General features: G+C 64.3%; 22 protein-coding genes. 17 read left to right on the top strand and 5 right to left on the bottom strand.

The genetic code is table 11. The annotated features are described in order from the left end of the window. Positions 1-112: 112 nt before the first annotated feature. Positions 113-1,327, bottom strand: coding sequence for a molybdopterin molybdotransferase MoeA (locus tag WS95_RS00590; RefSeq protein WP_059821709.1), 1,215 nt, complete (start codon positions 1,325-1,327; stop codon positions 113-115). Continuing rightward, positions 1,324-2,187 carry a formate dehydrogenase accessory sulfurtransferase FdhD gene (gene fdhD, locus WS95_RS00585; protein ID WP_059821707.1) on the bottom strand — a complete coding sequence of 288 codons (864 nt, stop codon included), beginning with the start codon at positions 2,185-2,187 and terminating at the stop codon, positions 1,324-1,326. The genes WS95_RS00590 and fdhD overlap by 4 nt, the downstream gene beginning before the upstream one ends. 421 nt (positions 2,188-2,608) lie before the next feature. Between fdhD and WS95_RS00580 the strand changes: the two genes are divergently transcribed. From WS95_RS00580 to WS95_RS00565, 4 genes are all read left to right on the top strand, one after another. Continuing rightward, positions 2,609-4,009: a cytochrome ubiquinol oxidase subunit I gene (locus WS95_RS00580; protein WP_034209316.1), complete on the top strand. Its 1,401-nt coding sequence runs from the start codon at positions 2,609-2,611 to the stop codon at positions 4,007-4,009. Positions 4,010-4,011: 2 nt separating this feature from the next. Further along, on the top strand, positions 4,012-5,019 hold the full coding sequence (gene cydB, locus WS95_RS00575; protein ID WP_059821705.1) for a cytochrome d ubiquinol oxidase subunit II: 1,008 nt from the start codon (positions 4,012-4,014) through the stop codon (positions 5,017-5,019). A gap of 161 nt (positions 5,020-5,180) precedes the next feature. Then, positions 5,181-6,101 (top strand): bestrophin family protein, encoded by a 921-nt coding sequence (locus WS95_RS00570; protein ID WP_059821703.1) that lies wholly within the window; start codon positions 5,181-5,183, stop codon positions 6,099-6,101. A 93-nt stretch (positions 6,102-6,194) separates the two neighbouring features. Then, on the top strand, positions 6,195-6,608 hold the full coding sequence (locus WS95_RS00565) for a VOC family protein (protein WP_059821701.1): 414 nt from the start codon (positions 6,195-6,197) through the stop codon (positions 6,606-6,608). Positions 6,609-6,617: 9 nt separating this feature from the next. On the opposite strand, the gene trpS is transcribed toward WS95_RS00565, so the two are convergent. Next, positions 6,618-7,631 carry a tryptophan--tRNA ligase gene (gene trpS / locus WS95_RS00560; protein ID WP_059821699.1) on the bottom strand — a complete coding sequence of 338 codons (1,014 nt, stop codon included), beginning with the start codon at positions 7,629-7,631 and terminating at the stop codon, positions 6,618-6,620. Between the two features lie 209 nt (positions 7,632-7,840). Beyond that, positions 7,841-7,996, bottom strand: a complete 156-nt coding sequence (locus tag WS95_RS35255; RefSeq protein WP_164725445.1) for a hypothetical protein — start codon at positions 7,994-7,996, stop codon at positions 7,841-7,843. 561 nt (positions 7,997-8,557) lie between these two features. On the opposite strand from WS95_RS35255, the gene WS95_RS00555 reads away from it, so the two are divergent. The 9 genes from WS95_RS00555 to WS95_RS00515 all read left to right on the top strand — a co-directional run bounded on the left by WS95_RS00555 (position 8,558) and on the right by WS95_RS00515 (position 18,809). Then, positions 8,558-11,428 (top strand): type VI secretion system Vgr family protein, encoded by a 2,871-nt coding sequence (locus WS95_RS00555; protein WP_034209498.1) that lies wholly within the window; start codon positions 8,558-8,560, stop codon positions 11,426-11,428. Between the two features lie 35 nt (positions 11,429-11,463). Further along, the gene (locus tag WS95_RS00550; RefSeq protein ID WP_034209311.1) at positions 11,464-13,539 is read left to right on the top strand and encodes a phospholipase D-like domain-containing protein; all 2,076 of its coding nucleotides are present in this window, start codon (positions 11,464-11,466) and stop codon (positions 13,537-13,539) included. Positions 13,540-13,646: 107 nt separating this feature from the next. Then, positions 13,647-15,209, top strand: coding sequence for a tetratricopeptide repeat protein (locus WS95_RS00545; protein ID WP_034209310.1), 1,563 nt, complete (start codon positions 13,647-13,649; stop codon positions 15,207-15,209). 10 nt (positions 15,210-15,219) lie between these two features. Continuing rightward, positions 15,220-15,522 carry a hypothetical protein gene (locus tag WS95_RS00540; protein WP_034209309.1) on the top strand — a complete coding sequence of 101 codons (303 nt, stop codon included), beginning with the start codon at positions 15,220-15,222 and terminating at the stop codon, positions 15,520-15,522. Beyond that, a complete protein-coding gene (locus WS95_RS00535) occupies positions 15,519-16,022 on the top strand; it encodes a pentapeptide repeat-containing protein (protein WP_059785214.1) in 504 nt (167 codons plus the stop codon). The genes WS95_RS00540 and WS95_RS00535 overlap by 4 nt, the downstream gene beginning before the upstream one ends. A 675-nt stretch (positions 16,023-16,697) precedes the next feature. Beyond that, positions 16,698-17,351, top strand: a complete 654-nt coding sequence (locus WS95_RS00530; protein ID WP_059821697.1) for a hypothetical protein — start codon at positions 16,698-16,700, stop codon at positions 17,349-17,351. 79 nt (positions 17,352-17,430) lie between these two features. Continuing rightward, positions 17,431-17,766, top strand: coding sequence for a RebB family R body protein (locus tag WS95_RS00525; RefSeq protein ID WP_034209306.1), 336 nt, complete (start codon positions 17,431-17,433; stop codon positions 17,764-17,766). 190 nt (positions 17,767-17,956) lie between these two features. After that, positions 17,957-18,307, top strand: a complete 351-nt coding sequence (locus WS95_RS00520; RefSeq protein WP_059785207.1) for a RebB family R body protein — start codon at positions 17,957-17,959, stop codon at positions 18,305-18,307. A 178-nt stretch (positions 18,308-18,485) separates the two neighbouring features. Beyond that, positions 18,486-18,809, top strand: a complete 324-nt coding sequence (locus WS95_RS00515; protein WP_034209304.1) for a RebB family R body protein — start codon at positions 18,486-18,488, stop codon at positions 18,807-18,809. A gap of 96 nt (positions 18,810-18,905) precedes the next feature. Here the strand turns inward: WS95_RS00515 and WS95_RS00510 are convergent, their stop codons facing one another. Then, the gene (locus tag WS95_RS00510; RefSeq protein WP_257139519.1) at positions 18,906-19,748 is read right to left on the bottom strand and encodes a Crp/Fnr family transcriptional regulator; all 843 of its coding nucleotides are present in this window, start codon (positions 19,746-19,748) and stop codon (positions 18,906-18,908) included. A gap of 244 nt (positions 19,749-19,992) precedes the next feature. On the opposite strand from WS95_RS00510, the gene WS95_RS00505 reads away from it, so the two are divergent. The 4 genes from WS95_RS00505 (at position 19,993) to WS95_RS00490 (ending at position 22,277) form a co-directional block, all read left to right on the top strand. Next, positions 19,993-20,550, top strand: coding sequence for an RNA polymerase sigma factor (locus WS95_RS00505; RefSeq protein ID WP_059502937.1), 558 nt, complete (start codon positions 19,993-19,995; stop codon positions 20,548-20,550). Positions 20,551-20,664: 114 nt separating this feature from the next. Next, on the top strand, positions 20,665-20,958 hold the full coding sequence (locus tag WS95_RS00500; protein WP_059821692.1) for a RebB family R body protein: 294 nt from the start codon (positions 20,665-20,667) through the stop codon (positions 20,956-20,958). 29 nt (positions 20,959-20,987) lie between these two features. Continuing rightward, on the top strand, positions 20,988-21,599 hold the full coding sequence (locus WS95_RS00495) for a hypothetical protein (protein WP_034209301.1): 612 nt from the start codon (positions 20,988-20,990) through the stop codon (positions 21,597-21,599). A 231-nt stretch (positions 21,600-21,830) separates the two neighbouring features. Next, positions 21,831-22,277: a hypothetical protein gene (locus tag WS95_RS00490; protein ID WP_059821690.1), complete on the top strand. Its 447-nt coding sequence runs from the start codon at positions 21,831-21,833 to the stop codon at positions 22,275-22,277. The last annotated feature ends 311 nt before the right edge of the window (positions 22,278-22,588 follow it).

Raw genomic sequence — 22,588 nt, 5'->3', positions numbered from 1 at the left:
CAGAGACACAATCGTGCCCGAATGGCAGGAATACAGTTCGCCGCGCGGGACGCGCGACAGGCGCGACGAACGGCGCGAAGGCGTCGCGCCGGGCGGGTAGTCGGCGTCGCGCTCATGCGAGCCAGTGCGCGAATTCGTAGTACGGAACCGCGTCGCCGCGCGCGAGGGTGCGCCCGGCCGGCAGCCGCGCGAGCCCGCTGGCCAGCACGAGCGACGCCAGCGTGCCGGCGCCTTGCTGGCGCAACGTATCGAGCACGGGCGCGCCGTCGGCACCCACCGTACGGCGCACGCGCACGAAGCGCTCGCGCTGCGCATCCGGCTCGAAACCGGTGTCGATCGGCAGCGACGGCACGATCGGCACGCACGCGTCGCGCCCCTGCAGGCGGCGGATCAGCGGCGCGACGAACAGCGCGAACGTCGTCATCGCGGCGCCCGGATTGCCGGGCAGCAGCACCACTGGCCGCGTATCGAGCCGCGCGAGCGCGACCGGCTTGCCGGGCTTCATGCGCACGCCGGCGACGATGAACGACGCGCCGAGCGCGGCCAGCGCGGGACGCAGCAGGTCCTTGTCGCCGACCGACGCGCCGCCGACGCAGATCACGAGGTCGCAGTGCGCGTGCAGGTCGCGCAGTGCCCGATCGACGGCGGCCGCCGTATCGGCGGCGTGCATGCGCATCGCGACGTCGGCGCCGGTGCCCGCGACCAGCGCGGCGAGCATGGGTGCGTTGCTGTTGTAGATCTGCTGAGGCGCACGCGGCTCGCCGCATGCGACCAGTTCATCGCCGGTCGTCAGGATGCCGACGCGCAGCGTCGCGCGTACGTCGATCCGCGCCATCCCTTGCGCGGCGGCCACGCCGACGTGCATCGCACCCATCCGCACGCCGGCCGGCACGAGCCGGTCGCCGGCGCGCACTTCCTCGCCGCGGCGGCGGATGTGCGACCCGCTGCGTTGGGGCGCGTCGAACGTGACGCCGCCGTCCCGTTCGTGCGCATGCTCCTGCATCACGACGGTGTCGGCGCCGGGCGGAATCAGGCTGCCGGTGAAGATGCGTGCGGCCGTGCGCGGCGCCAGCGGCGCCGGCATGTCGCCGGCATAACAGCGCTGCGCGACCCGCAGCGGTTCGCCGTGCGCGAGGTCGGCGTACCGCACGGCGTAGCCGTCCATCGCGCTCTGGTCGGCCGGCGGCTGGTCGAGCAACGCGGTCAGCGGCGCGGCCAGCACATGGCCGGCCGCCTGCGCGATGGGCACGGACGCGACGGCCTCGAGCGGCGCGAATGCGCCGGCGAATTGCTGCTGCGCGGCATCGAAATCGAACAGGTGTTTCATGACGAGTGGGCCGGGTGCGCCGGTGCGGGCGCCGGTGGGTCGAGGTGAACGGCGGCGGGCGACACGTATTCGACGAAGCCGTCGTTGCGGCAGAAACCGAGCAGCCGCACGCCGGCTGCGCGGGCGACGTCGATCGCGAGCGACGTCGGCGCGGAGATCGTCGCGAGCATCGGGATGCCGACCCGCGCGGCCTTGCGCACCAGTTCGTAGCTCGCGCGGCTCGACAGGAACACGAAACCCGCGCGCAGGTCGGCACGGCGGCGTGCGAGCCGCCCGATCAGCTTGTCGAGCGCGTTGTGACGGCCGACGTCCTCGAACACGTCGAGCACCGTGCCGTCGCGGTCGCACCACGCGGCCGCGTGGATGCCGCCCGTCTCGCGCATCAGCGTCTGCCGGGCCGGCAACGCACGCGCGGCGCGCGCGATCGCGTCGGCGCCGATGTCCGCGGCCGTGCCGGCGGCCGCGATCCGCGGCGGCTGCAGGTCGAGCTGCGCGATGCTTTCGATGCCGCACACGCCGCAGCCCGTGCGGCCGGCCAGCGCGCGGCGGTGCGCCTTCAGCGCCATGAACGCCTGCTGCGACACGGTGAGCCGCACTTCGGCGCTGCCGGGCCGGCATTCGCTTTCGACGTCGAAGACGTCCGACGCGCGCTCGACGATGCCTTCGCTCAGCGCGAAGCCGAGGCCGAACGCGTCGAGATCGATCGGCGTCGCCATCATGACCGTGTGCGCGATGCCGTTGAACACGAGTGCAACCGGGGTTTCGTCGACGACGCGATCGACGGTGTCGCACGCGTCGCCGGCACGATGGCGCGTCACCTGACACGCGGTGCTGCCGGTCGGATCGTCGCGGTGGGTCATGCAGGTTTCTCCAGGCGGGGCGGCCGGCGGGCCGGCCGGGTACGGCGCATGCGCCGAACGACGGGAATCGATGCCGCCGGGCGGGCGCCGAAGGGCGCGCGGCCGCCACGGCAGGCGTTGCATCACATGTTAAGCGGGGTGAACAGTGCGCCGCAGGCACAGCGCCGCCACGCGGAAAGCAGTACAGCTGACCGTCCCGCGGGCACGGAACATGTTTTCCGTGCACACATCTTCGGCGGCGCCAGCAGCACAGTTTCAGCGCACGTTCGAGTGATTGCGAGTATCGTTGCAAACGCGATATCGTCATTCACGCTTCGATGCCATGCGGGTGACTGTTTGTGTTCGCATGTGTTGTCGCCAAGTCGTCGCGCGATTTCCTGCTTCGGGCGTACGTCCTCACAACCACGAGCAAATTACGGTCATGGAAATCTTCGATGCGTTCCATCTCGCCCGATTGCAATTCGCATTCACGGTGTCGTTCCACATCGTGTTCCCCGCGATCAGCATCGGCATGGCGAGCTTCCTGGCGGTGCTGGAATGGCGCTATCTCGTCACCGGCGACGCCGCCTACAAATCCATGTTCCAGTTCTGGTCGAAGATCTTCGCGATCGGCTTCGGGATGGGCGTGGTCTCCGGCGTCGTGATGGCGTACGAGTTCGGCACCAACTGGGCCGGATTCTCGCGCGTCGCGGGCAACATCACGGGGCCGCTGCTCACGTACGAAGTCCTGACGGCGTTCTTCCTCGAAGCCGGCTTCCTCGGTGTGATGCTGTTCGGCTGGCAGCGCGTCAGCCCCCGCGCGCACTTCTTCGCGACGCTGATGGTCGCGGTCGGCACGCTGATCTCGACGTTCTGGATTCTCGCGTCGAACAGCTTCATGCAGACGCCGCAAGGCTACAGGATCGAGAACGGCCTCGTCGTGCCGGTCGACTGGTTCAAGGTCATCTTCAATCCGTCGTTCCCTTACCGTCTCGTGCACATGACGATCGCGGCGTTCATCGTCGCGGGCTTCATCGTCGCCGCGTGCGGCGCGTGGCATCTGCTGAAGGGGCGCCGCGACGAGCCGGTGAAGCGCAGCTTCTCGATGGCGCTGTGGATGCTGCTGGTGCTCGCGCCGATCCAGATCGCCGTCGGCGACGCGCACGGGTTGAACACGCGCGAATACCAGCCGGCGAAGATCGCGGCGATCGAGGGACTGTGGGAAACCGAGAAGGGCGGCACCGCGCTGAACCTCGTCGGGCTGCCCGACATGCAGGCTGAAACCACGCGCTATGCGATCCAGGTGCCGCACCTCGGCAGCCTGATCCTCACGCACAGCTGGGACGGCGAGATTCGCGGGCTGAAGGAATTCCCGCCGCAGGACCGCCCGTATTCGCCGATCGTCTTCTGGACGTTCCGGATCATGGCCGGCCTCGGGATGCTGATGCTGCTGACCGCGCTGCTCGGGCTGCTGCTGAGAAAGGGCGGGCGCCTGTACGAGACGCGTTGGTTCCAGTGGTTCGTGGTGGCGATGGGGCCGTCGGGCATCGTCGCGTTGCTCGCCGGCTGGATCACGACCGAGGTCGGGCGCCAGCCGTGGACCGTCTACGGCGTGCTGCGCACCGTCGATTCGGTCGCGCCGCTCAGCGCGCAACAGGTCGGCGTGTCGCTGCTGATCTTCGTGGTCGTGTATTTCCTGGTATTCGGAACGGGGATCTACTACATGATGAAACTGATGAAGCGCGGGCCGGCTGCCCAGGCCGGCTACATCGAGCTGCACCGGCATCCGGGGCTGCGCAAGAGCGCGCTGTCCACGCCGCTGAACGTCACCGAGGCGGAGTAACCATGCACATCGATCTTCCTGTCGTCTGGGCCGCGATCATCGGCCTCGGCGTATTCATCTACGTGATGCTGGACGGCTTCGATCTCGGCATCGGGCTGCTGTTTCCGTTCTTCGACGCGAAGGCCGAGCGCCAGGTGATGCTCGACACCGTCGCGCCGGTGTGGGACGGCAACGAGACGTTTCTCGTGCTCGGCGGCGCGGGCCTCTACGGCGCGTTCCCGGTCGTGTATTCGACGCTGCTGCCGGCCAACTACCTGCCGCTGATCCTGATGGTGGTCGGGCTGATTTTTCGCGGCGCGGCGTTCGAGTTGCGCGCGAAGGCCAATCGTACGCAGCATCTGTGGGATCTCGCGTTCATCGGCGGCTCCGCGCTCGCCGCGTTCTGCCAGGGGATCACGCTCGGTTCGCTGCTGCAGGGCATCCGGATCGTGAACAACCAGTTCGCGGGCGGACCGTTCGACTGGCTGTCGCCGTTCAGCCTGTTTTGCGGGATCGGCGTGCTCGTCACCTATGCGACGCTCGGCTGCGGCTGGCTGATCCTGAAGGTCGACGGCGAACTGCAGCGCAAGATGCGGCTGCTGATGAAGCCGCTCACGGGCGTGCTGCTCGCGGTGATGGGCGTGGTCAGCCTGTGGACCGTGATCGGGCTGCCGGCCGTCGCGCACCGCTGGTTCGGCAGCGGCAACCTCGGCTGGTTTCTGCCGGTGCCGATCCTCGTCGTCGCATGCGTATGGGGCATCTTCCGCTCGGTGAAGCGCGCGCACGAGGCCACGCCGTTCCTGCTGACGCTCGCGCTCGTGTTCCTCGGTTACACCGGGCTCGTGATCAGCATCTGGCCGAACATCGTGCCGCCGTCGCTGACGATCTGGGACGCGTCGTCGAGCCATTCGAGCCAGTTGTTCGCGCTCGTCGGCACCGTGATCGTGCTGCCGATCATCCTCGTGTACAACGCGATGCAGTACCGCGTGTTCCGCGGCAAGGTGCGCGAGGGCGACATCGGCTATCACTGAGCGGCAAGCAGCGTGACGCGGCGCGGCGCGCGCGTATCATCACGCGCAGCGCGGCGCCCGCCCCGGCATCCGACCGAACAGCGGCCCGCCACGCGCGGGCCGTTGCGCATCGGGTGCGGGCGCAACGGGTTGCGTATTCCTTCGGCAGTCGAGAAAACATCATGATCGTCAGACCACGACAGAACTGGCTCCGGATGCTGTTCGTATGGAACGGCTCCGTGCTGCAATCGATCATTCCGCAGCTCGTGTTCATGGCGATCGTCAGCACGCTGGCGGTCTTCACGAACGGGCGCATCTTCGGCGAGAAGATTCCGCTCAACACCGCGCCGTTCACGCTGTTCGGGCTCGCGCTCGCGATCTTCCTCGGGTTTCGCAACAACGCGAGCTTCGAGCGCTTCAAGGAGGCGCGGCATCTGTGGGGCAACCTGCTGATCGCCGCACGCGCGGTGACGTCGCAACTGCATCGCTACCTGCCCGACAGCGTGAGCGACGCCGAGCGCAACCGGCTTGCCGATCTGCTGATCGCGCTCGCGTATGCGTTGAAACATCAACTGCGTCATACCGATCCGACCGAAGACCTGCTGCGCATTCTCGGGGCGGAGCGCACGGCCGCGCTCGGCGGCAAATGCTACAAGCCGGTCGCGATCCTCGACGAACTGCGTGGCGGCATCGTCCGTGCACTGGGGCGCGCGCCCGGCAGCGAAGCGACCTGCTGGATGTTCGAGACGCAACTCGACGAGCTCGGCAAGTCGGTCGGTGGTTGCGAGCGCATCCTGTCGACGCCGATCCCGTTTTCGTACAGCGTGCTGCTCCATCGCACCGTGTACGCGTATTGCGTGCTGCTGCCGTTCGGGCTCGTCGATTCGACGGAGTTCTTCACGCCGCTGATCTGCGTGTTCATTTCCTACACGCTGATCGCGCTCGAAGCGATTGCGAACGAAGTGGCCGAGCCGTTCGGCCTCGCGCCGAATGCGCTCGCGCTCGATGCGATGACGCGCACGATCGAGCGGTCGGTGCTCGAACTCGGCGATCGGCCGATGCCCGAGGAGTTCGTGCCGGCGTCGACGTATCAGATCACGTAGACGGCGCGGTCGGTAGTGTAGTCGTCGGTAAGGTTGCTCGGCCGGATCGACGACGGGTGTGTAGACTCGTGCTCGTTCAATGGAGCCAACACCATGCAACTGCTCGATCACGTGTCGATCGGTGTGCCGGATATCGACCGGGCACGCCCCTTCTACGATGCCGTCATGGCTGCGCTGGGCGCGACCAAGGTCTATGACCGGCCCAATGCGCTCGGCTATGGCGAACGTTGCAGCGCGAACGACCCTGCATCGACTTTTCTGGCGGTGTATCTGGATCCCGCCGAAGTCGGGACGAGCAAGCGGCACTGGTGTTTCAAGGCTGCTTCCCGCGAGCAGGTGCATGCGTTTTTCGAGGCTGGCTTGTCCACGGGCGGACAGTCCGACGGCGCCCCCGGCTTGCGGCCGCAGTACCACGGCGACTACTACGCGGCTTTTCTGGTCGATCCGGCCGGCAACCGGATCGAGGCCGTGTGTCACGTGGCGGCGCCGGAGCGCGAGCGGCCGTGACGGTGCCGCTCAATCGAAATACGTCAACCCCATCGCCCCCTTCACCTCCGCGAGCGTTGCGCCCGCCACTTCTCGTGCATGTAGCGTGCCGCGCTTCAGGATCGCCATCACTTCGGTCTTGTCGGCCTCGAACTCGCGGCGGCGCGCGCGGATCGGCTCGATCAGCGCCTGCAGCCGCTCGTTCAGCACGCGCTTGACGACGCTATCGCCGAGGCCGCCGCGGCGATAGTGGGCCTTCAGCTCGTCGACCTTCGCCACGTCCGGCTCGAACGCATCGAGGAACGTGAACACGACGTTGCCTTCGACCTGGCCCGGGTCGCTCACGCGCAGGTGATTCGGATCCGTGTACATGTCCTTCACGGCCTGTGCGATCTCGTCAGGCGTCGAGCCGAGCGTGATCGCGTTGCCGAGCGACTTGCTCATCTTCGCCTTGCCGTCGATGCCCGGCAGCCGCGTGACCGACGACAGCACGGCCTCGCACTCGACCAGCACCGGCCGATCGACGGTCGCGTTGAAGCGGCGCACGAGTTCGTTGGTCTGCTCGATCATCGGCAACTGATCGTCGCCGACCGGCACATGGGTCGCCTTGAACGCGGTGATGTCCGCCGCCTGGCTCACCGGGTAGGTCAGGAAGCCGGCCGGGATGTCGCGCTCGAACCCGCGCAGGCGGATTTCTTCCTTGATGGTCGGATTGCGTTCGAGGCGCGCGACCGTGACGAGGTTGAGCAGGTATTGCGACAGCTCGGCGAGTTCGGGCACCTGCGACTGCACGACGATCGTCGAGATCGCCGGATCGATGCCGACGGCGAGGTAGTCGAGCGCGACCTCGATCACGTTGTCGGTCACGCGCTGGCGGCGGCCCATGTTGTCGGTGAGCGCCTGCGTATCGGCGAGCAGCAGGAATTGCCGCGCTTCGTGCTGCATCTGCACGCGGGCGCGCAGCGAGCCGATGTAGTGGCCGAGGTGCAGCGGGCCGGTCGTGCGGTCGCCGGTGAGGATGGTCGGGCGGGTGGGTTGCGTCATGGTCGTCGTGGGCTCCGGGTTGTCGAAGCCGCCAGCGATGACGTCAGCGCAGAAACGCCAATGCCGCCATCGCTGGCGGCATCACGTTTGGGACATGCAAAAGGAAACGGGCCGCCTGGGTCAGGCGCGCCACCAGCAATGTGCGATCGGCGGGGTGGGTCGGGTTTCCATCGCGCAAGTATAGCGCAGTGCGTGGGCGGACGCGTACGTCAGCGGATCACCGATTCCATCGCGAGGTAGGCGGTTTCCGCGGACGGCCACAGCAGGTACAGCAGGCCGGCCATCAGCAGCAATGCGCCGGCACGGACGAACGGCGTGCGGTCTTTGTCGCGTGGGGGACGGGTGGGCTGCTTCGATTTCTTCATGCTTGCAGGCGCGGGGCGCGCCACTCCAACGGTTACTGCAACGGGTCGCGAGGAGGCGAGCCGGAGTGTTGCGGGTTCTACGGGGATAAACACGTGGTGCGCCGTTTGATCACGCAATCGATACGTGCGTTGGTTCGGCGCGCGACGATCCAGGGAGGATCGGCCATGGTGTGCGACACGCATGCTATCAGCTTGGCTGCCAGCTGACCGTAAAGAATTGTCGGGCAATGGGCGGGGCGGTATGTGCCGGGATATGGAGGCGTTTACCGTCGCTCACCCGAAAGAACGTAAAAAATTAATAAAATCAATGAATTGATATTTAATTGTTGAAGGGGTCGGATTGACCGATTGTGTGCGCCGCGGTCACGCCATGGACGCCGATGAGACCCATGGCGTTCTCTGCGGCTTCGGTCGAGTGATTGCGCGCTGTTTAGCATGGTGCGATTGTCTTCGTGTGAACGTTGCATTTAGAATCGGTGACCAAACAACCAAGCGCGCAGGTGACTCGGCGATCTGAGAGCGCCGTTTCCGAATGCCCATCTATAAGTGAACGTGACCGAAATGCTGCGCGCCTTCGTTGGCACGCTCGATCAGAACAAACGTGCGATCCGGTTTCATTGGGGCCGTCACCAGGATGCGCTGGCGCATGTCCTGGTACCACAGAGCATCGATTTGACGGAGGGTCTCTGTGTCGGCCTCGAAGGGCACCTGACCTGCTTGTCGTCACGCCCGGATCTGCCGCTCTCTGCATTTTTGGGGTTGCCGCTTTCGGTGCAACTGATGACGGATCGAGGCAAGCCATATCCGATCAACGGGATCATCACGGATGTCCGCGCCGGTCAATCGGACGGTTCCCTCACGTGCGTGCAACTGACATTGAGAGATGCGCTGGGTATTCTCGATCAGCGGATCAACAGCAGAACGTTTCGTTCGATGAGTGTCCCGGACATTCTGGAGACGCTGCTGCACGAATGGCAGCAACGCAGCTCCGCGTTGGCGCAGGCTTTCGATTTCGAACTCGTGCTGGATCGAAATCAGTATCCAAAGCGCGAGCAGACGCGCCAGGCGGGCGAATCGGATGCGGCGTTCATTCGCCGGTTGTGTCGACGCGACGGCATTTTCTGGTACGCCCGGGCAGGCAAGCATGACGGTGCGGCCACGGACACGCCGGTCCATACGCTCGTGTTCTGTGACGATCCGACGAAGCTGCCGCAGGCGGCGGCAGGCCAAGTGCCTTACCACCGCGGTACGCAGTCGCGGGAGCGTGACTCGGTCACGCTATGGTCCACGGCCCGTGCACTGACGCCCGGAAGCGTGCGGCGCGCCAGTTGGGATTACAAGACCGGCAGGATGGCGCAGTCCGAACAGGAGACGATCGTCGATCACGGCGAGGCAGGCAACGATCTCGCGAAGCTGCTGGCCGACTCGGTCATCGACGTTCCGCATGCGGCGGACTCGGATGCCGACCACGAGCGTCTGGCGAAGGCTCGCATTCTGGCACATGAGCATCGCGCCGAATGCGTGCATGCGTCGAGCGACGTCCGGGATGTCTCGCCGGGTTTCTGGTTCACGCTGCGTGGGCATCCGGAGCTCGATACCCGGCCCGAGGAGCAGCGGCAGTTCGTCGTTACCAGCTTGCACCACCGGGCCACCAACAATTTTTCGAAGGCGCTCGACGAGCGAGCCCAGGCGCTGTTTGCCGCGAGTCGCTGGAGTTTCGACGCGTTGCCGGTCGAAGAGGGTACCGGGGTTCGCTACGAGAACACATTCATTTGCGTGCGCCGCGGTGTGCCGCTGACGCCAGCGTACGATCCGCGCGTCGATTTGCCGGCTGTGCATCCGTTTACCGCGAAAGTGGTTGGCCAAGCCGGCGAGGAAGTGCACTGCGACGAATTGGGGCGCATCAAGGTGCAGATTCTCGGTTTGCGCGGGGACGATCATGCCCACGCGCAAGGTGCCGGCACCAGCGGAACCGAGCGGGACAGCGCGTGGGTGAGATGGGTCAGCCCCTGGGCCGGCCCGAACTACGGCATGGACATGCTGCCGCGCGCGGGAATGGAGGTGCTGATCGACCATTTGCACGGCGACCCCGACAAGATGGTCGTGACCGGGGTGCTGCACGGCGGTCCCAACATGCCGACCACGTTCAGCCACACCGGTTCGCTTCCGGGCAATCGCTATCTATCCGGCATCAAGACCAAGGAGATCAAGGCGGATCGCTACAACCAGCTGCGTTTCGACGATACGCCCGGCCAGATCAGCAGCCAGCTTGCCAGCGAACACACCTATACCCAGCTGAACCTGGGCTACCTGACGGAGCCTCGTAACGATGGCAAAGGGGCGCCTCGTGGCGACGGTTTGGAGGCCAGAACCGATGCCCAGGCGGTCATTCGCGCCGCGAAGGGCGTCTACGTGACCGCGCAGCAGCAGGGGCGTGCCGAAGGCAAGATGCTTGAACGTACGGCATTGCAGACGTTGATCGAACAATTGCAGGAACTGGTACGGAACCTCGGCGATGCGTCCGCTGCGAACGACGCTGACAATACCGACCTCGCACGCATCGAGAAGATCACATCGCAGATCAAGGGCTGGGATGCTGGCAGCAACGTTGACCAGGGCGGCGGCGGCTCCGGCGGCGCGCCGATGGTGGCAATCGAGGGGCCGGCCGGCGTGACCGTCGCGAGCCAGGACGCCATGGTGCTCGGGGCGCAGACCAACATCGATGCAGTGAGTGCCGGCAACACGCAAATCAGCGCGGGGCGCCGCCTGTTGATGCGCGTCGGAGACTGGATGAGCGCGTTCGCGGCCAAGGGAATGACGCTGGTCACGGCAGACGGGAAGCTGCGGATCGAGGCGCACAAGGAGGATGTGGTGGTGAAGGCCGCCAAGCGCATCATCCTGGAGGCAGGCGAAGAAATCGTGTTCCGCTCGCCGAAGGTCAATACCCAGGCGAGCGACGAAGCGTCGATCAACGGCGGGTCGAGCTACAGCCAGTGGAATGGCGGCGGCGTTGTGCATGGCACGAGCGGCGTATGGCGCGAACATGCGGCGTCGCACAGTCTCGTCGGGCCGGACAACAAGGCTGTGAAAGCGCCCGATCCCCTGACCTTCAAGGAGTTGGAGCAACAGGACAGCCTCGCGGTAGTGCTCCGTTCCCACCCGAACGATGGCCGGCCGCTTGCCTATGAGCCGTACACGCTTTACAAGGGAGCGGCCAAGATTGCGGACGGCGTGACCGACGAGCATGGTCAACTGATCATCGCGAATCACCAGAAGGGTACGTCTTCCTATACGGTCAAGCTGCACAATGGGCACGAGATCGAGGTGCCCGTGATGGAAGGAGGGTTGAGCGACGACGATCAACTGGCCGCACAGGGATGGCGGGCGGTCGACGGCGATCCGGAATCGCGCCAGCGCCACGCAGAGGGCTGACCGACGATTTGCTGCAGTTTTCGACGAGAAACGTGATGTCCGATACCAATACCCAAAACAAATCGAAGGCGCCGGTCGATGTCTGCAAGCGTCAGACGGTCGCTAGTGCGCAGTGGTTTCTGGAAAAGCAGGCGGACTACTACGCGCCGCCTTATGAAAAGAATAATCTCGACGTATTCATTTGCGGCGAGGACGCATTCATGCAGATTGCAGCCGACTTGAAGGCCGCCAAGCATAGTGTCGAAATCATTTGCTGGGGTTTCGACCCGGGCATGGAACTGATCCGCAAGGGCACGGTTTGGCCGCGAGGAGATACCTGGGGCGGTCTGCTGCGCGATGTAGCCGCCGGGAAATTCAACAACGGCAAGCCGGTGCAAGTGCGTTTGCTCTCGTGGTATGGCTTCATCGGTAGTCTCGGTTCGAACAATATGCCGGGCCACAGCAGCGGTCGTTTGAACTATGAAGAAAAGATGGCCATGATGGTCGGCGCCGCGGGTGGCATCTATTTGCCAACCGACAAGCCACCTCAACCGCAGACGCCTCAGGAGCGACGTGAGGACTTCAATGCGCGGTGGTACGACGATGCGTTTGCCGGGCGATTCCCCACCCTGTCGGTTCGTACCCGAGATGGCAATAGCAAAGCGGTTCACGAAAGTCTGGCGGGCGAGCCGGGTAAACGCGATTTCACGGAAGTGTTGGGTCTGGAGAAAGTGGCCACGGATCACCAGAAGACCATTCTGATTGACTACGAGTACGATGGCGGTGCGCACGCAGTAGGCTATGTAATGGGCTTGAACAGCGTGACCGACTATTGGGACACACAGCAACACCTTTTCTTCGATCCACGTCGCGGTGAGTCATGGGAGGGGGCGAACGACGCTCAACCGGGTCTGAAGCCTTTCCAGGATTACGCTAGCCGTATTAGAGGTGAAGCGTTGGTGGCGGTGAGCAAGAACTTCACCGACGCGTGGAATCGCGCCAAGGGCAAGGGTGCGAATATCTCGAGAACGCACGATTTCAAAAAAGTACCGGCGGGCCTGACGCGGAATCTCGGTACGCCGTGTCAACGGGCGCAAGTCGTCCGAACGCAGCCCGAAGAAAAGGACAAATCCATCAAGGCGTTGTACGAGCAGGCGACGTCCTTTGCAAGAAGCTATATCTACGTCGAGAATCAGTATTTTCAATATACGGAATGGCCGAATAAGCTGAAGGAGTGGCGAACCGAGTTCCTTGCGTGCAGCCAGTCAGCCGGACGGAAGCCGTCGGACATACCGAACCTGCACGTGATGGTTGTCATTCCGACACCCGAGCGGATACAAATGGTGCCGCGTACGCACGATACGGTTAAGGTTCTGGGGCACGGTACCTCCATGCCTAATCAGGACAAGGCAGTCGAGGATGAGCTCGCCCGCAACCGGCGGCAGCAAACGGAGTGGGACGCCTATGTCAAGCGGCAGAAGGCGAGCGGCGGGAGAATCGATCCCGATCTTTACCCGGCACCGCTTTCGCCCGCGGCGCAAAGCGCCAAGGACCTTGGCGATAAGGCGTCTCTTGCTAAATCGCTCGATCAAATGGGCATTCGCACGCTGGTGGGTAGCCTGTGGGCCTTCGACCGCAATTGGCGCAATTCCAAGTTGAATACCGAGACGGCGAAGCAGCAGGCTGATTGGGATGAATATGTGAAGAAGCAGCAAGCCAAGGGCGAATTGCCCGATCCGGACCGAGCGCCGATGCTGCCGCTGTCGGCACAGTTGATTGCGGCCCGGTACAGAGAAATCTATATCCACAGCAAGTTGCTGCTGATAGACGATAGTTTCTTCACGCTCGGTAGCGCCAACCTGAATTTACGGAGCATGGCGGTTGATGCGGAGATCAATGTGGGCAGTGATGATCGTGCCAAGAGTACCGATTTGCGTAAGCGGGTTTGGAAGCTTCATACCGGCGGCAAACATGATGGTGGCGACGGTAGTCCCGATGCAATCAAGGAAACATTCATGAAGTGGCAGAAGCTCATGGATTCGAACGTCATGCAAAGAAAGAGAGGTCTGGATCTGTCGGGCTTCCTGATGGCGTTCCAAGACGAGCGCACGTCAAGCGTTCGGCTGGCTTAATGCGCGTCCCAATCATGCGAGTTTTGATGAGTTCTACAACGTCCAAGCGTTTGCGCCTGGCGGGCGCGTTTTCTCTTTCTTTGTTTTTTGCATGTACGGCCTGCTCGATGAACGATTCCCTGCCGCGAAATATGTCGCTCGACGCTTTCAATCCACATCGCGAATCGTTTGATTGCGTGCACGAAGCTGCCGTGGTTCCGCCTGTTGATCCGGAGGCCGATCGCTGGAATCAGCAGGCGATGAAAATGACGAGCGCGTTGCTGTGGCCAAACCAGCGTGATTATGCGGGTGCCGTCGCGCTGTGGACCAAGGCTGCCGAGCGCAAGCACTGGAAAGCCATGCTGAACCTTGCAAATGCCTATGCTCAGGGGCTGGGTGTCGACCGCAACAGTGAGCGTGCCGTGCAGATCACCGAGCAGGCGATGAAACTGGGTATTCCTGCTGCCTACGATCTGATGGGGACTTATTACATGAACGGGGTTGGGGTAAAGCAGGATTCCAGCCGTGCGTTCGCATTCTGGCAACTTGCTGCGGACAAAGGCAGCCCGAGCGCCATGGCTTATTTGGGTAGCAAGCTTGACGCAGTCTACGACGACCCGAAGTCGGGCTTCTGGGGAAATCGAAAGGTTGCACTCAAAATGCTTGAATGCGGTTTCGCTCAAGGTAATGGAGATGCAGCATATGCTCTCGGAACAACGCTCGTCGGTTCCGATAAATCGCTCGGTGAAGACAACGCGCAAGCCCTCAAGGTTCTGCATGAAGGCGTGAAATACGGGAGTGCCAAGAGCGCGGCGTATCTGTTCGGTGCGTTTGACGACGGCGATCCCGTGGTCGGCAATGTGAAGGATCGTGCCCGTGCCGAGCGCTACAGTGTCCTTGCCGATCGTCTCGAGCGCGACCCCGACCTGCGTCTGCCGAATCTGGACAAGGTCGTGCCGCTACCGCCCACCAAGCTGCCCAAGTGGGATGGCAACAAGGAGATGTTGATCGACGCGGCGAAGGCGGTGACGTCCATGCCGGTGTCGCCGGTCAAACCCGCGGCGCATCCCGCGTCTCTGCGTACGGGGCGCGCCTATGTGCCCGACGGCTATATGCTGCCGGAGAGGCCGCAGGTCGCCGTTCCTCCACAGGCGGAAACGACGGCCGCTCCTGTCGGTGGTTACTGGCTCGCTCAACTGAAATATCCGACCACCGAACGCCATTTCGCATGGAATGCGGCTCAGGTACCGATGCATTACCGGAACGAGGAACTGTTCGATCGGAGCCGCCCCGGTTTGATGCCCGAGGACGGTCGGATCTTCTTCCACTATGTCGGGGATGCGATTCCGATGCCTGTGCAGCCGGTGGAATCGCATCCGCGTGTGACGCAGGGTATTGCGCGCGTCGCCGAATTTCCCGACCCGGCCATCCGGTGTCGCGGCACACGCACGTGCCCGGTGACGGGCATCTGGCAGGCCGGTGTGGCAGACGATCATCATCGGGCGGCCACGTTCAATCAGTGGTATCGCCAGGCCTACGTGTTGCAGGGTGATGCGTTCCCCGACCCACGGGCCATGCATCTGGACGTATCGCCGGCGGACGTGACGTGGACGTGGTGGAACGAAGCCAATCACCTTGGATTCGCGAAGCTGCCTCAGGTCAGCGTCGGCAACCCTTCCGAGAACGCTTGACGGAGCAGAGATGCGTAAATCGACGATTGCCGCTACGGTGTGTGTCGGAGGGCTGATCCTGGCTGCCTGGGGCGCGATTGCAACAATGGGGGCCGTGGCGCAGATCAGCGGAGGTAGCTACGGTTCGCACGATGTAAGCGATTTCGCGATCGAGAACTTCCTGTTTCTCGGTCCGCTGCTTGCGTTGGGTGGTCTGGTCGCATGGTTCGCCAGCCGAGATTCGGCAACATCCGACGACGATGGTGATGAGCAACCGTCGGGCAAGGATGAGCGCAATCCGGCTGCTCCCGCGCACCGGGACGCAGGCCAATGAGCAGTGCCGAAATAATCCACAAGCACGATCAGTGGCGCAAGGGCGTGGGCGGCATGCCTGCGGGACTGTCTGGTCAGGCGGACAGCTCTGCCTATGCCGGCCTCGATCTGGGTCTCGCGCAATTTGTCGGTAGCAGTTTCAGCGGCAGCAGTTTCACCGGAACGTCATTCCGGCAGGCCGGCTGGACGGGTTGCCGGTTCTCGGCGTGCACGTTCACCGGTTGCGATTTTGCGGAGATTGCGATTTCCGGATGCACATTCGTTGATTGCAGCTTCAACGACGCTGCTTTTCAGGGCAGCGCTTTCAACGACGTGAAATTTCTCGGATGCAAGTGGAACGGTGTCAGGTTCGACGGCAACACGTGGCATTCGGTGCAGGTACTGAACTGTACCGGCACCACGATTGAAGCTCACGGCCTCAAGGGGCTCGACGTCGACTTCACCGGAAGCTATTTCGAGCATCTGGCCTTCGAGGATACGGAAATCAACGGCGGGCATTGAGTCGAGATTGCCTTCGTTGCGGGTTTCGTCGACGTAGCGGCAAGTCGGCCCGCGATGGTTACTCTCTGCGTACTCGGTCGCGTACCGCAGCGCTACTGAAAATGGCGCTCCGTCGGATCAGCGTGCGCGCATGCTTGGCACCATCCCCAAACCGCCCGATCTCGGCTCGTCGATACCAGAAAAAAACATCATTCCGCGTAAAGAAGCATGCCAGCGATCGGGTGCAGCCGCCCGCCGATCGCCCGCCGCAACGCGCTTGTGCGTACCAAAGGTGTCCGTTCAATGTCGCTAAGGGGGCAGGTGGACTGATTTGGGTTCCTGATACTTGAAAGAATTGTCGGGAACAGTCGCGGCCGCGCGTGTGCTGCCCGCCCGCTCGAACGGCATGTAGTTCGACCAATGCGCGCCTTCTCGCGCGTCCGGACGCCGGCGACCTCGGAATCCTCGCGCACGCCGCCCGCCCGCGGTGCCGACCGACTTCACAGCCCCCTCGCACGGTTCGTCCCTGCAACGGTCCCGCCGAAATTTCCGGCCGGGCCGTCGCACATCCCTTTCCCGGAGAACCCCATGCGATATCCCTTGCAGCATACCGACCAGCCCGTCGTCGCGCGGCGCCCATCCGAACCGGAACCTCACGCACCCGCGCCGCGGGCGAATCTCGAGGAGGTATGAGCCATGAGCAACGACACACTCGCCCCCCTGCTGCGCCAGATCGCGGAGAAGCGCCTGGGCCGGTCGCTCGAGCCGGGCGATGAACAGGCATTGCTCGCGCGGCTGTCGAGCGGGCAGGGGAACCCGTCGGCGCCCGCCGCTGGTCCGGCCACGCAGGCGAGCGCCGCGAAGCCACCCTTGCCGCAGTTGAAAACCCGGCGCGAAGCGCGCGAACAGATCAAGCATTTTCTGCAGCTCAACCAGCAAAAGGCGTACGAGAAGATGCGCGGCATCCTGCAGACGATCGACATGCAGAACGAGACGACCCTCGGCATGCTGGCATCGGAACAGCAGAAGGTGTCGGGCGTACTCGATGCCCACACACCGAACGACGACGCGCAGGCCTCCGGCGCGGCGGAGATCCAGGACAGCACGCGCGAGGCGCTGATGATGATCGGGGAACAGCTAACGGGCCTGATTCGGCAGGAAATCGAAACCTGCTTCCGCCAATACGGCGATGCGCTCGCCGAACGGCTTGCCGAAGGGCTTGCCGAACGGCTCGCCGTCAGGCTCGACGCGATGGAGGACAGGTTGCGAACCATCGGCGCCGATCCGGCCGAACCGTCCGAACCCGCCGCCGCCGTTCACGATACGCCCGGCCCAGCGTCCATGGAGTAGCACGCGGGTCATGCGGCCGAACGCGGAACCGGCCGGCCCCATGTGCGACCTCTCAACTACGTGAACCAAGGAGCTACAAATGGCTGATACGTGTCAAGTGTGCCAGGTCAATCCCGCGATTACCGACGCGGTCACACAGGTCAACGTCAAGGTGGTCGCGGAAGCGCCGGCAATGGCGATGGGCTCGCTGTACCAGGCCCAGAGCCACTCGCTCAGCATCCTGTTCGAGAACGCGGTGCAGCAGCAGTCGCAGGCCGCGATCCAGTCGCAAACGTCGACGAACGTGGGGACGATGCAGCTCTACACGATCGGGCCGGAAAGCGCGGGCGCGGCCGCCACGGAGATCGGCGCGAACGGGATCATTTCCATTCTGGCCGACGTGATCGCGATCGGGAAGGCAGTGACCAAGCAGTAAGGCCTCATCGCAGCGCCGCGGTCGAGCGGCGGCGCAGGCGGCACGCGCCGCCGATACCGCCGCCGCGCCGCGGAGTCGCAGCATGACCGCCGGTGCCTGACCCACGGTGCCGTGCGGTGTTCCGGAGCAAACGACGGAGCGGGCAGAGCCGATTCGATGCGGTGTCCGCTCGACAACCAGGAGAAATACGATGCCGAATGACGCAAACGACCAGAAGGACCCCTGCAAGACTTGTACGGTCAACGCCGCGATCACCGACGCGGTCACGCAGACCAACGTCAAGGTGGTCGGCGAAGCGCCGGCGATGGCAACGGGCTCGCTGTACCAGGCCCAGAGCCATTCGCTCAGCGTGCTCTTCGAGAACGCCGTGCAGCAGCAGTCGCAGTCCGCGGTGCAACTGCCGACCTCGACGAACGTGGGCACGATGCAGCTGTACACGCTCGGGCCGGCGAGCGCCGGCGCCGCCGCGACGGAAATCGGCTCGAACGGCGTGCTGTCCGTACTGGCCGACGTGCTCGCGCTCGGCCAGGCGCTGGCCTGACGCGTAAGCCGGCGTCGGCGCCGGGCAGCGGCCCCGATCGCGGTGGCCGTCGCCCGGCGCCCGACGTCGTGTCGACGCCCGTGGCGGCGGGGCGCCCTGCCGCGCATCGACGGCGCCGACCGACCCACCGACGCCTTCATGACTGCGCCTCGGCGGCGCGCACACCAGGAGCAACGACATGCCGGAACAGGTTTCCCCTGCGATGACCGATGCAGTCACGCAAGCCAACGTCAAGGTGGTGGGCGAAGCGCCCGCCGTGGCCTTGGGCACGCTCATGCAGTCGAACAGCCATGCGTCCGCGATCCTGCTTCACAACGCGGTGCAGATGCAGGCGAACCAGGCGGCGTCCAATCTTGCCGCCACGACCGTCGGCATCATGCAACTCTATGCCGGCTCGCCGGTGGCGCTGGCCAGCGCGGCGCGGTCGGCGAACGACAACTTCGTATCGCAACTGGCCGCCGTCGCGCAGTTGATGAACGCCATCGGCCACGGGCGCGGCTGACCCGCGGCTGACCGTTACGGCGCGCCGCGCAACCCGGCGCGCGCCACCTGCCCGCACGGCGGCGCTGCATTGCGCATGCGCTTGCCGGGGCGGGTGTCAATTGGCGTCGGCGATGGTCCGGAGCCGCTCCGGTTTCTCGATCGTCACGCCGTGTTCGTGTAGCCGGATCAGGCCGTCGCGCTGCATCTTCTGCAGGCTGCTGTTCAGCCGCGGCCGGCTGACGTTGAGCATTGCGGCGAGGATGCTCTGGCTCTCCGGCAGCGGCACCTCGAGACCATTCCCTTGCATGCGGTTCAGCAGATGGCGCGCGAGCCGTGCTTCGAGCCGGTACAGGCACGCCGACTCGACGAAGTCGCTCAACTGATGAATGTGCCGGCACAGCTGGTCGTGGACGCGCGCCATGAATTCCGCGTTGGCCTGCAGCGGCGCGAAGTGCTGGCGATGCAGCAGCAAAACGCGGCAGTCGGAGCTCAACTGGGCGGTGAAGCTGCGCCGGTGCGCGCGAATCAGCGTGTTTTCGCCGATGAGGTCACCCGGTATGGCGTGGCCGAGAATGATCTCGCGGCCGCCGGGTTCGTGCAGCGTCTTGTAGACGCGGCCATGGCGCACGAACGCGACGAAATCCTCCGGATCGCCCTTGAAGAACAACAGGCGATTGCCGTGTTCGGGCCAGGGCGTGACGTGCCGCTCGATGTGGGTGAGCAGACTGTCCGGGAGATCGGTCAGTATCGGTATATTGCGCAGCGTTTGAGCGTCAGCAAGGGCAGGCATGTTTTCCGCGCGAGGTTGTTTGACGATGCGGCCACCTAGCGAAAAACGCTGCCTTCGGCATGACGTGAAAAATGAATAACGAAAGAATTGAAATAATCGGCAGGCAGTCCGGACAGGGCGGCATTTCGGCGGCAAGCGCGCTGGATCGACCGACATGGAAAGCAGCATGCCGACGCACGGACGCATCGCGGCGGTAGTCGTTCTTTTTCATCGCAATGCCGTTATTCGGTCAGGCCCGGCGGCGTATCTGAAACGACGGATCGGGCTATGCCGGTGAATTAAAATTTCCGTTCATAATAATCAAGAAAATTTACCGAAACCGATTATCGTTATATCGGTGTTACGCGGGTAACAGCGCCATTCCCGGTGTCGAATCGATTCTGTGTTTTCCATAAAAAAAGGAAGACACGGGATGACAACCTCGAACCAGCACGCTGCCCCGACGCCCGAGTCTTCGGCGCAGCAGCTCGATCGCACGTGGCGGGAAATGCAGGGGAAATTGCGGCGCCGCGCGCGCCTGTTGTGCAAGGGCGATATTCACCGTGCCGACGAACTGCTTTCCGATACCGCACTCAAGGTCCACATTTACCTGCAGCGCTCGCCCGAACGCGTTCGCAACCTCGCGGGCTTTCTCTTTCTGGCGCTGAATCACGCATTTCTCGATGGCGCGCGCCGCCGTCTGCGCGAAAGCGGCATGCTCGAATTCGACCCGGCCTGGGACGACGATCACGCCGTCGAGCTGGCCGGCCACGCGCCGTCGGTGGAGCAGCAACTGCTGCTTCGGCAACAGCTGCTGCGCCTCGAGCAGGCGCTGTCGATGCTCTCCCCGCAGCAGCAAATGCTGTTCACGCTGAAGTTCGAGGAGGACCGGCCTTATCTGCACATCGCCGCGACGCTCGGGATCAACGAGCCGCTTGCCAGAAAGCGCGTCGAGCTGTTGCGCAAGAAGCTGCGCGAGGAACTCGCGTGAGCGCGTTCACGAATGCCGGTAGCCAGCGTTCCTGACTGCATGCACGGCGTCGATGGCCTGCCGGCCCGCCCGTTCCTTCAATCGCATGCCGGAGCCGAGATCCGAGGAGGCCTCGTGGCAGACAAAGTCAATGAGCAGATTACCGACGCGCTGACGCAGACCAACGTGAACGTCGTCGCGGGATCGCCGGCCCAGGCGCTGGGCATGCTTTACCAGATGTTCAGCCAGGCCGTCGGCATCTCGGCGCAGAACATGACGCAGCAGCAGGCGGCGCTGAACCAGATTTCGAACGCCGTCGTGTCGAAGGCGGTGGCCATGATCCTGTCCGTCGAGGCGTCGCCGAAGCCGCCATCGGGCGGCGCGGCGCTACCCACGGCGGCCGGGCCGCAGACGGGCCCCACGCATTAGGACGCGACGACTATCGGGACACCTAAGTCATGAACATGAAAGGTCTTTTGGATGGACGCGGAACAGGCGCGACGCAAGCGCCGGATGACGTCGCTAACGCCGCAGCCGAAGCGACGACGCAGGCCGATGCCGCGCCGCACGCCGCTGCTTCGGCAGCCGGCAAGCGTGCATGGCCGATCAACCGGCTGCGCAGGTTCACCGATGCGCTGAAGGCGCCGGACCAGATCGCGGGTGCGACCGGGGGCGCCCCGTCGGCGCTGAAGACCGTGCAGGCGATCAACGCGGAGGCGGCGTCCTACGCGACGACGCAGATATCCGTCGGCCCGAACATGATGATCACGCAGGCAGGCGGCATGGTCGCGCAGGCCGCGGCCAACTACTTCGAAGCGTCGACGTCGCTGGCGATCGCGGGCAAGAGCGTGCTGATGAAGGATCTGGCGCAGAAGACCATCGACGAGGACGTGAAAGGCATGGCGATGGATGCGGTGGGTCTGCTGTTGACGGACCTGTTCGTCGCGACCGCGGCGGTCGTCGCGGGCGCCGCGGAGGCGATCGAAGGCGAGGCCGCGAGCGTCGCGCTCGACAGGATCGACGAGAGCCTGCAGAAGTATCAGGCGCTGCTGGACAAGAAGGGCACGTAGCGCACCTGGCCGCACGCAGCGCGCGGCGCCGATGACGAACGCCGCGGGCAATCGCGTCGTGCGAACCGCGGGGCGATCGCCTGCCGTGCGTGCAGCGACACAGTATCGATCGACACGACCCGCCGGGCCGTCCGGGCCGATGCGGGATGTGAGCGGCGGGCACGACGCACGTTCCGGTTGAACGCGTCGCGGCCTGCTACCGGCAGTCCTGTCCAGTCATGAGGGGAACCCATGTCCTACATCATTGAGAACGTACACGGTCCCGCGCCGCTGCGGGTTGGCGAGCGCAAATGGGGCGATGCGACGGAGATCGATTTCGGCGCGATGACGAGCTGCATCGCGCTCGTCGAGCAGACGCCGGGCCAGCCGACGCTGGTGCGCGGGATCCATCTGTCTATCGTCGGAGACGGCGGCACGAACGTCTACGACACGGCCGCGGATGTCGCCGGGCAGGTCGAGACGATCATGCAGCAAAGCGGCGACATGCGAGCGTGCGTCGGGCGCATCGACCTCTGGCAGGCCAGCACGTCGCAAAAGGTGCAGGATTTCTTCGTCGCGTTGATGATGAGCCTCGACATGATCGACTGGGTGCAGGTGCCGGACGGCAACCTGCGGGTGCGGATCCACGGCGGCGTGATGCAGTATCAAAAGGGCACCGACGCCTGGACCAACGTGTAGCCGGCACCGTCCGTGCAAACCGGCGCCCGCGATGCGCGCGGGCGCCGGCGACATATCGTTCGATGGTGCCGACTATCGAGTCGCTCGCGTCGACGCATCCGTTTTTTCGGCTCCGATACTTGGGTGTCGGACTGCTCCCTGCCGGCTTGCCGCTTCGGACTGCGTGCAGGCACGTCGCTCGCCACCGGCCCACGCCCCAGCTTTTTGCTCGTCAACACCAACAAAAAACCTCGTTTCGCCCCACGCAGCCTGTCAGCAGAATGTCTCCATTCCCGCTCACGCGACCACGCGCGTCGCATGAGCCGCACTTC

Origin of the sequence: Burkholderia sp. MSMB1826 (genome assembly GCF_001526325.1) — a bacterium.
In the GTDB taxonomy this organism is placed as follows: Bacteria; Pseudomonadota; Gammaproteobacteria; order Burkholderiales; family Burkholderiaceae; genus Burkholderia.
The sequence above is the reverse complement of the archived record's forward strand: the minus strand, read 5'-3'. Positions and strand labels throughout refer to the sequence as shown.

Excerpts from the sequence above, each read along its gene's own strand:
- WS95_RS00590 (WP_059821709.1), bottom strand. The coding sequence starts at position 1,327 with ATGAAACACCTGTTCGATTTCGATGCCGCGCAGCAGCAATTCGCCGGC.
- fdhD (WP_059821707.1), bottom strand. The coding sequence starts at position 2,187 with ATGACCCACCGCGACGATCCGACCGGCAGCACCGCGTGTCAGGTGACG.
- WS95_RS00580 (WP_034209316.1), top strand. The coding sequence starts at position 2,609 with ATGGAAATCTTCGATGCGTTCCATCTCGCCCGATTGCAATTCGCATTC.
- cydB (WP_059821705.1), top strand. The coding sequence starts at position 4,012 with ATGCACATCGATCTTCCTGTCGTCTGGGCCGCGATCATCGGCCTCGGC.
- WS95_RS00570 (WP_059821703.1), top strand. The coding sequence starts at position 5,181 with ATGATCGTCAGACCACGACAGAACTGGCTCCGGATGCTGTTCGTATGG.
- WS95_RS00565 (WP_059821701.1), top strand. The coding sequence starts at position 6,195 with ATGCAACTGCTCGATCACGTGTCGATCGGTGTGCCGGATATCGACCGG.
- trpS (WP_059821699.1), bottom strand. The coding sequence starts at position 7,631 with ATGACGCAACCCACCCGCCCGACCATCCTCACCGGCGACCGCACGACC.
- WS95_RS35255 (WP_164725445.1), bottom strand. The coding sequence starts at position 7,996 with ATGAAGAAATCGAAGCAGCCCACCCGTCCCCCACGCGACAAAGACCGC.
- WS95_RS00555 (WP_034209498.1), top strand. The coding sequence starts at position 8,558 with ATGCTGCGCGCCTTCGTTGGCACGCTCGATCAGAACAAACGTGCGATC.
- WS95_RS00550 (WP_034209311.1), top strand. The coding sequence starts at position 11,464 with ATGTCCGATACCAATACCCAAAACAAATCGAAGGCGCCGGTCGATGTC.
- WS95_RS00545 (WP_034209310.1), top strand. The coding sequence starts at position 13,647 with ATGAACGATTCCCTGCCGCGAAATATGTCGCTCGACGCTTTCAATCCA.
- WS95_RS00540 (WP_034209309.1), top strand. The coding sequence starts at position 15,220 with ATGCGTAAATCGACGATTGCCGCTACGGTGTGTGTCGGAGGGCTGATC.
- WS95_RS00535 (WP_059785214.1), top strand. The coding sequence starts at position 15,519 with ATGAGCAGTGCCGAAATAATCCACAAGCACGATCAGTGGCGCAAGGGC.
- WS95_RS00530 (WP_059821697.1), top strand. The coding sequence starts at position 16,698 with ATGAGCAACGACACACTCGCCCCCCTGCTGCGCCAGATCGCGGAGAAG.
- WS95_RS00525 (WP_034209306.1), top strand. The coding sequence starts at position 17,431 with ATGGCTGATACGTGTCAAGTGTGCCAGGTCAATCCCGCGATTACCGAC.
- WS95_RS00520 (WP_059785207.1), top strand. The coding sequence starts at position 17,957 with ATGCCGAATGACGCAAACGACCAGAAGGACCCCTGCAAGACTTGTACG.
- WS95_RS00515 (WP_034209304.1), top strand. The coding sequence starts at position 18,486 with ATGCCGGAACAGGTTTCCCCTGCGATGACCGATGCAGTCACGCAAGCC.
- WS95_RS00510 (WP_257139519.1), bottom strand. The coding sequence starts at position 19,748 with ATGCTGCTTTCCATGTCGGTCGATCCAGCGCGCTTGCCGCCGAAATGC.
- WS95_RS00505 (WP_059502937.1), top strand. The coding sequence starts at position 19,993 with ATGACAACCTCGAACCAGCACGCTGCCCCGACGCCCGAGTCTTCGGCG.
- WS95_RS00495 (WP_034209301.1), top strand. The coding sequence starts at position 20,988 with ATGAACATGAAAGGTCTTTTGGATGGACGCGGAACAGGCGCGACGCAA.
- WS95_RS00490 (WP_059821690.1), top strand. The coding sequence starts at position 21,831 with ATGTCCTACATCATTGAGAACGTACACGGTCCCGCGCCGCTGCGGGTT.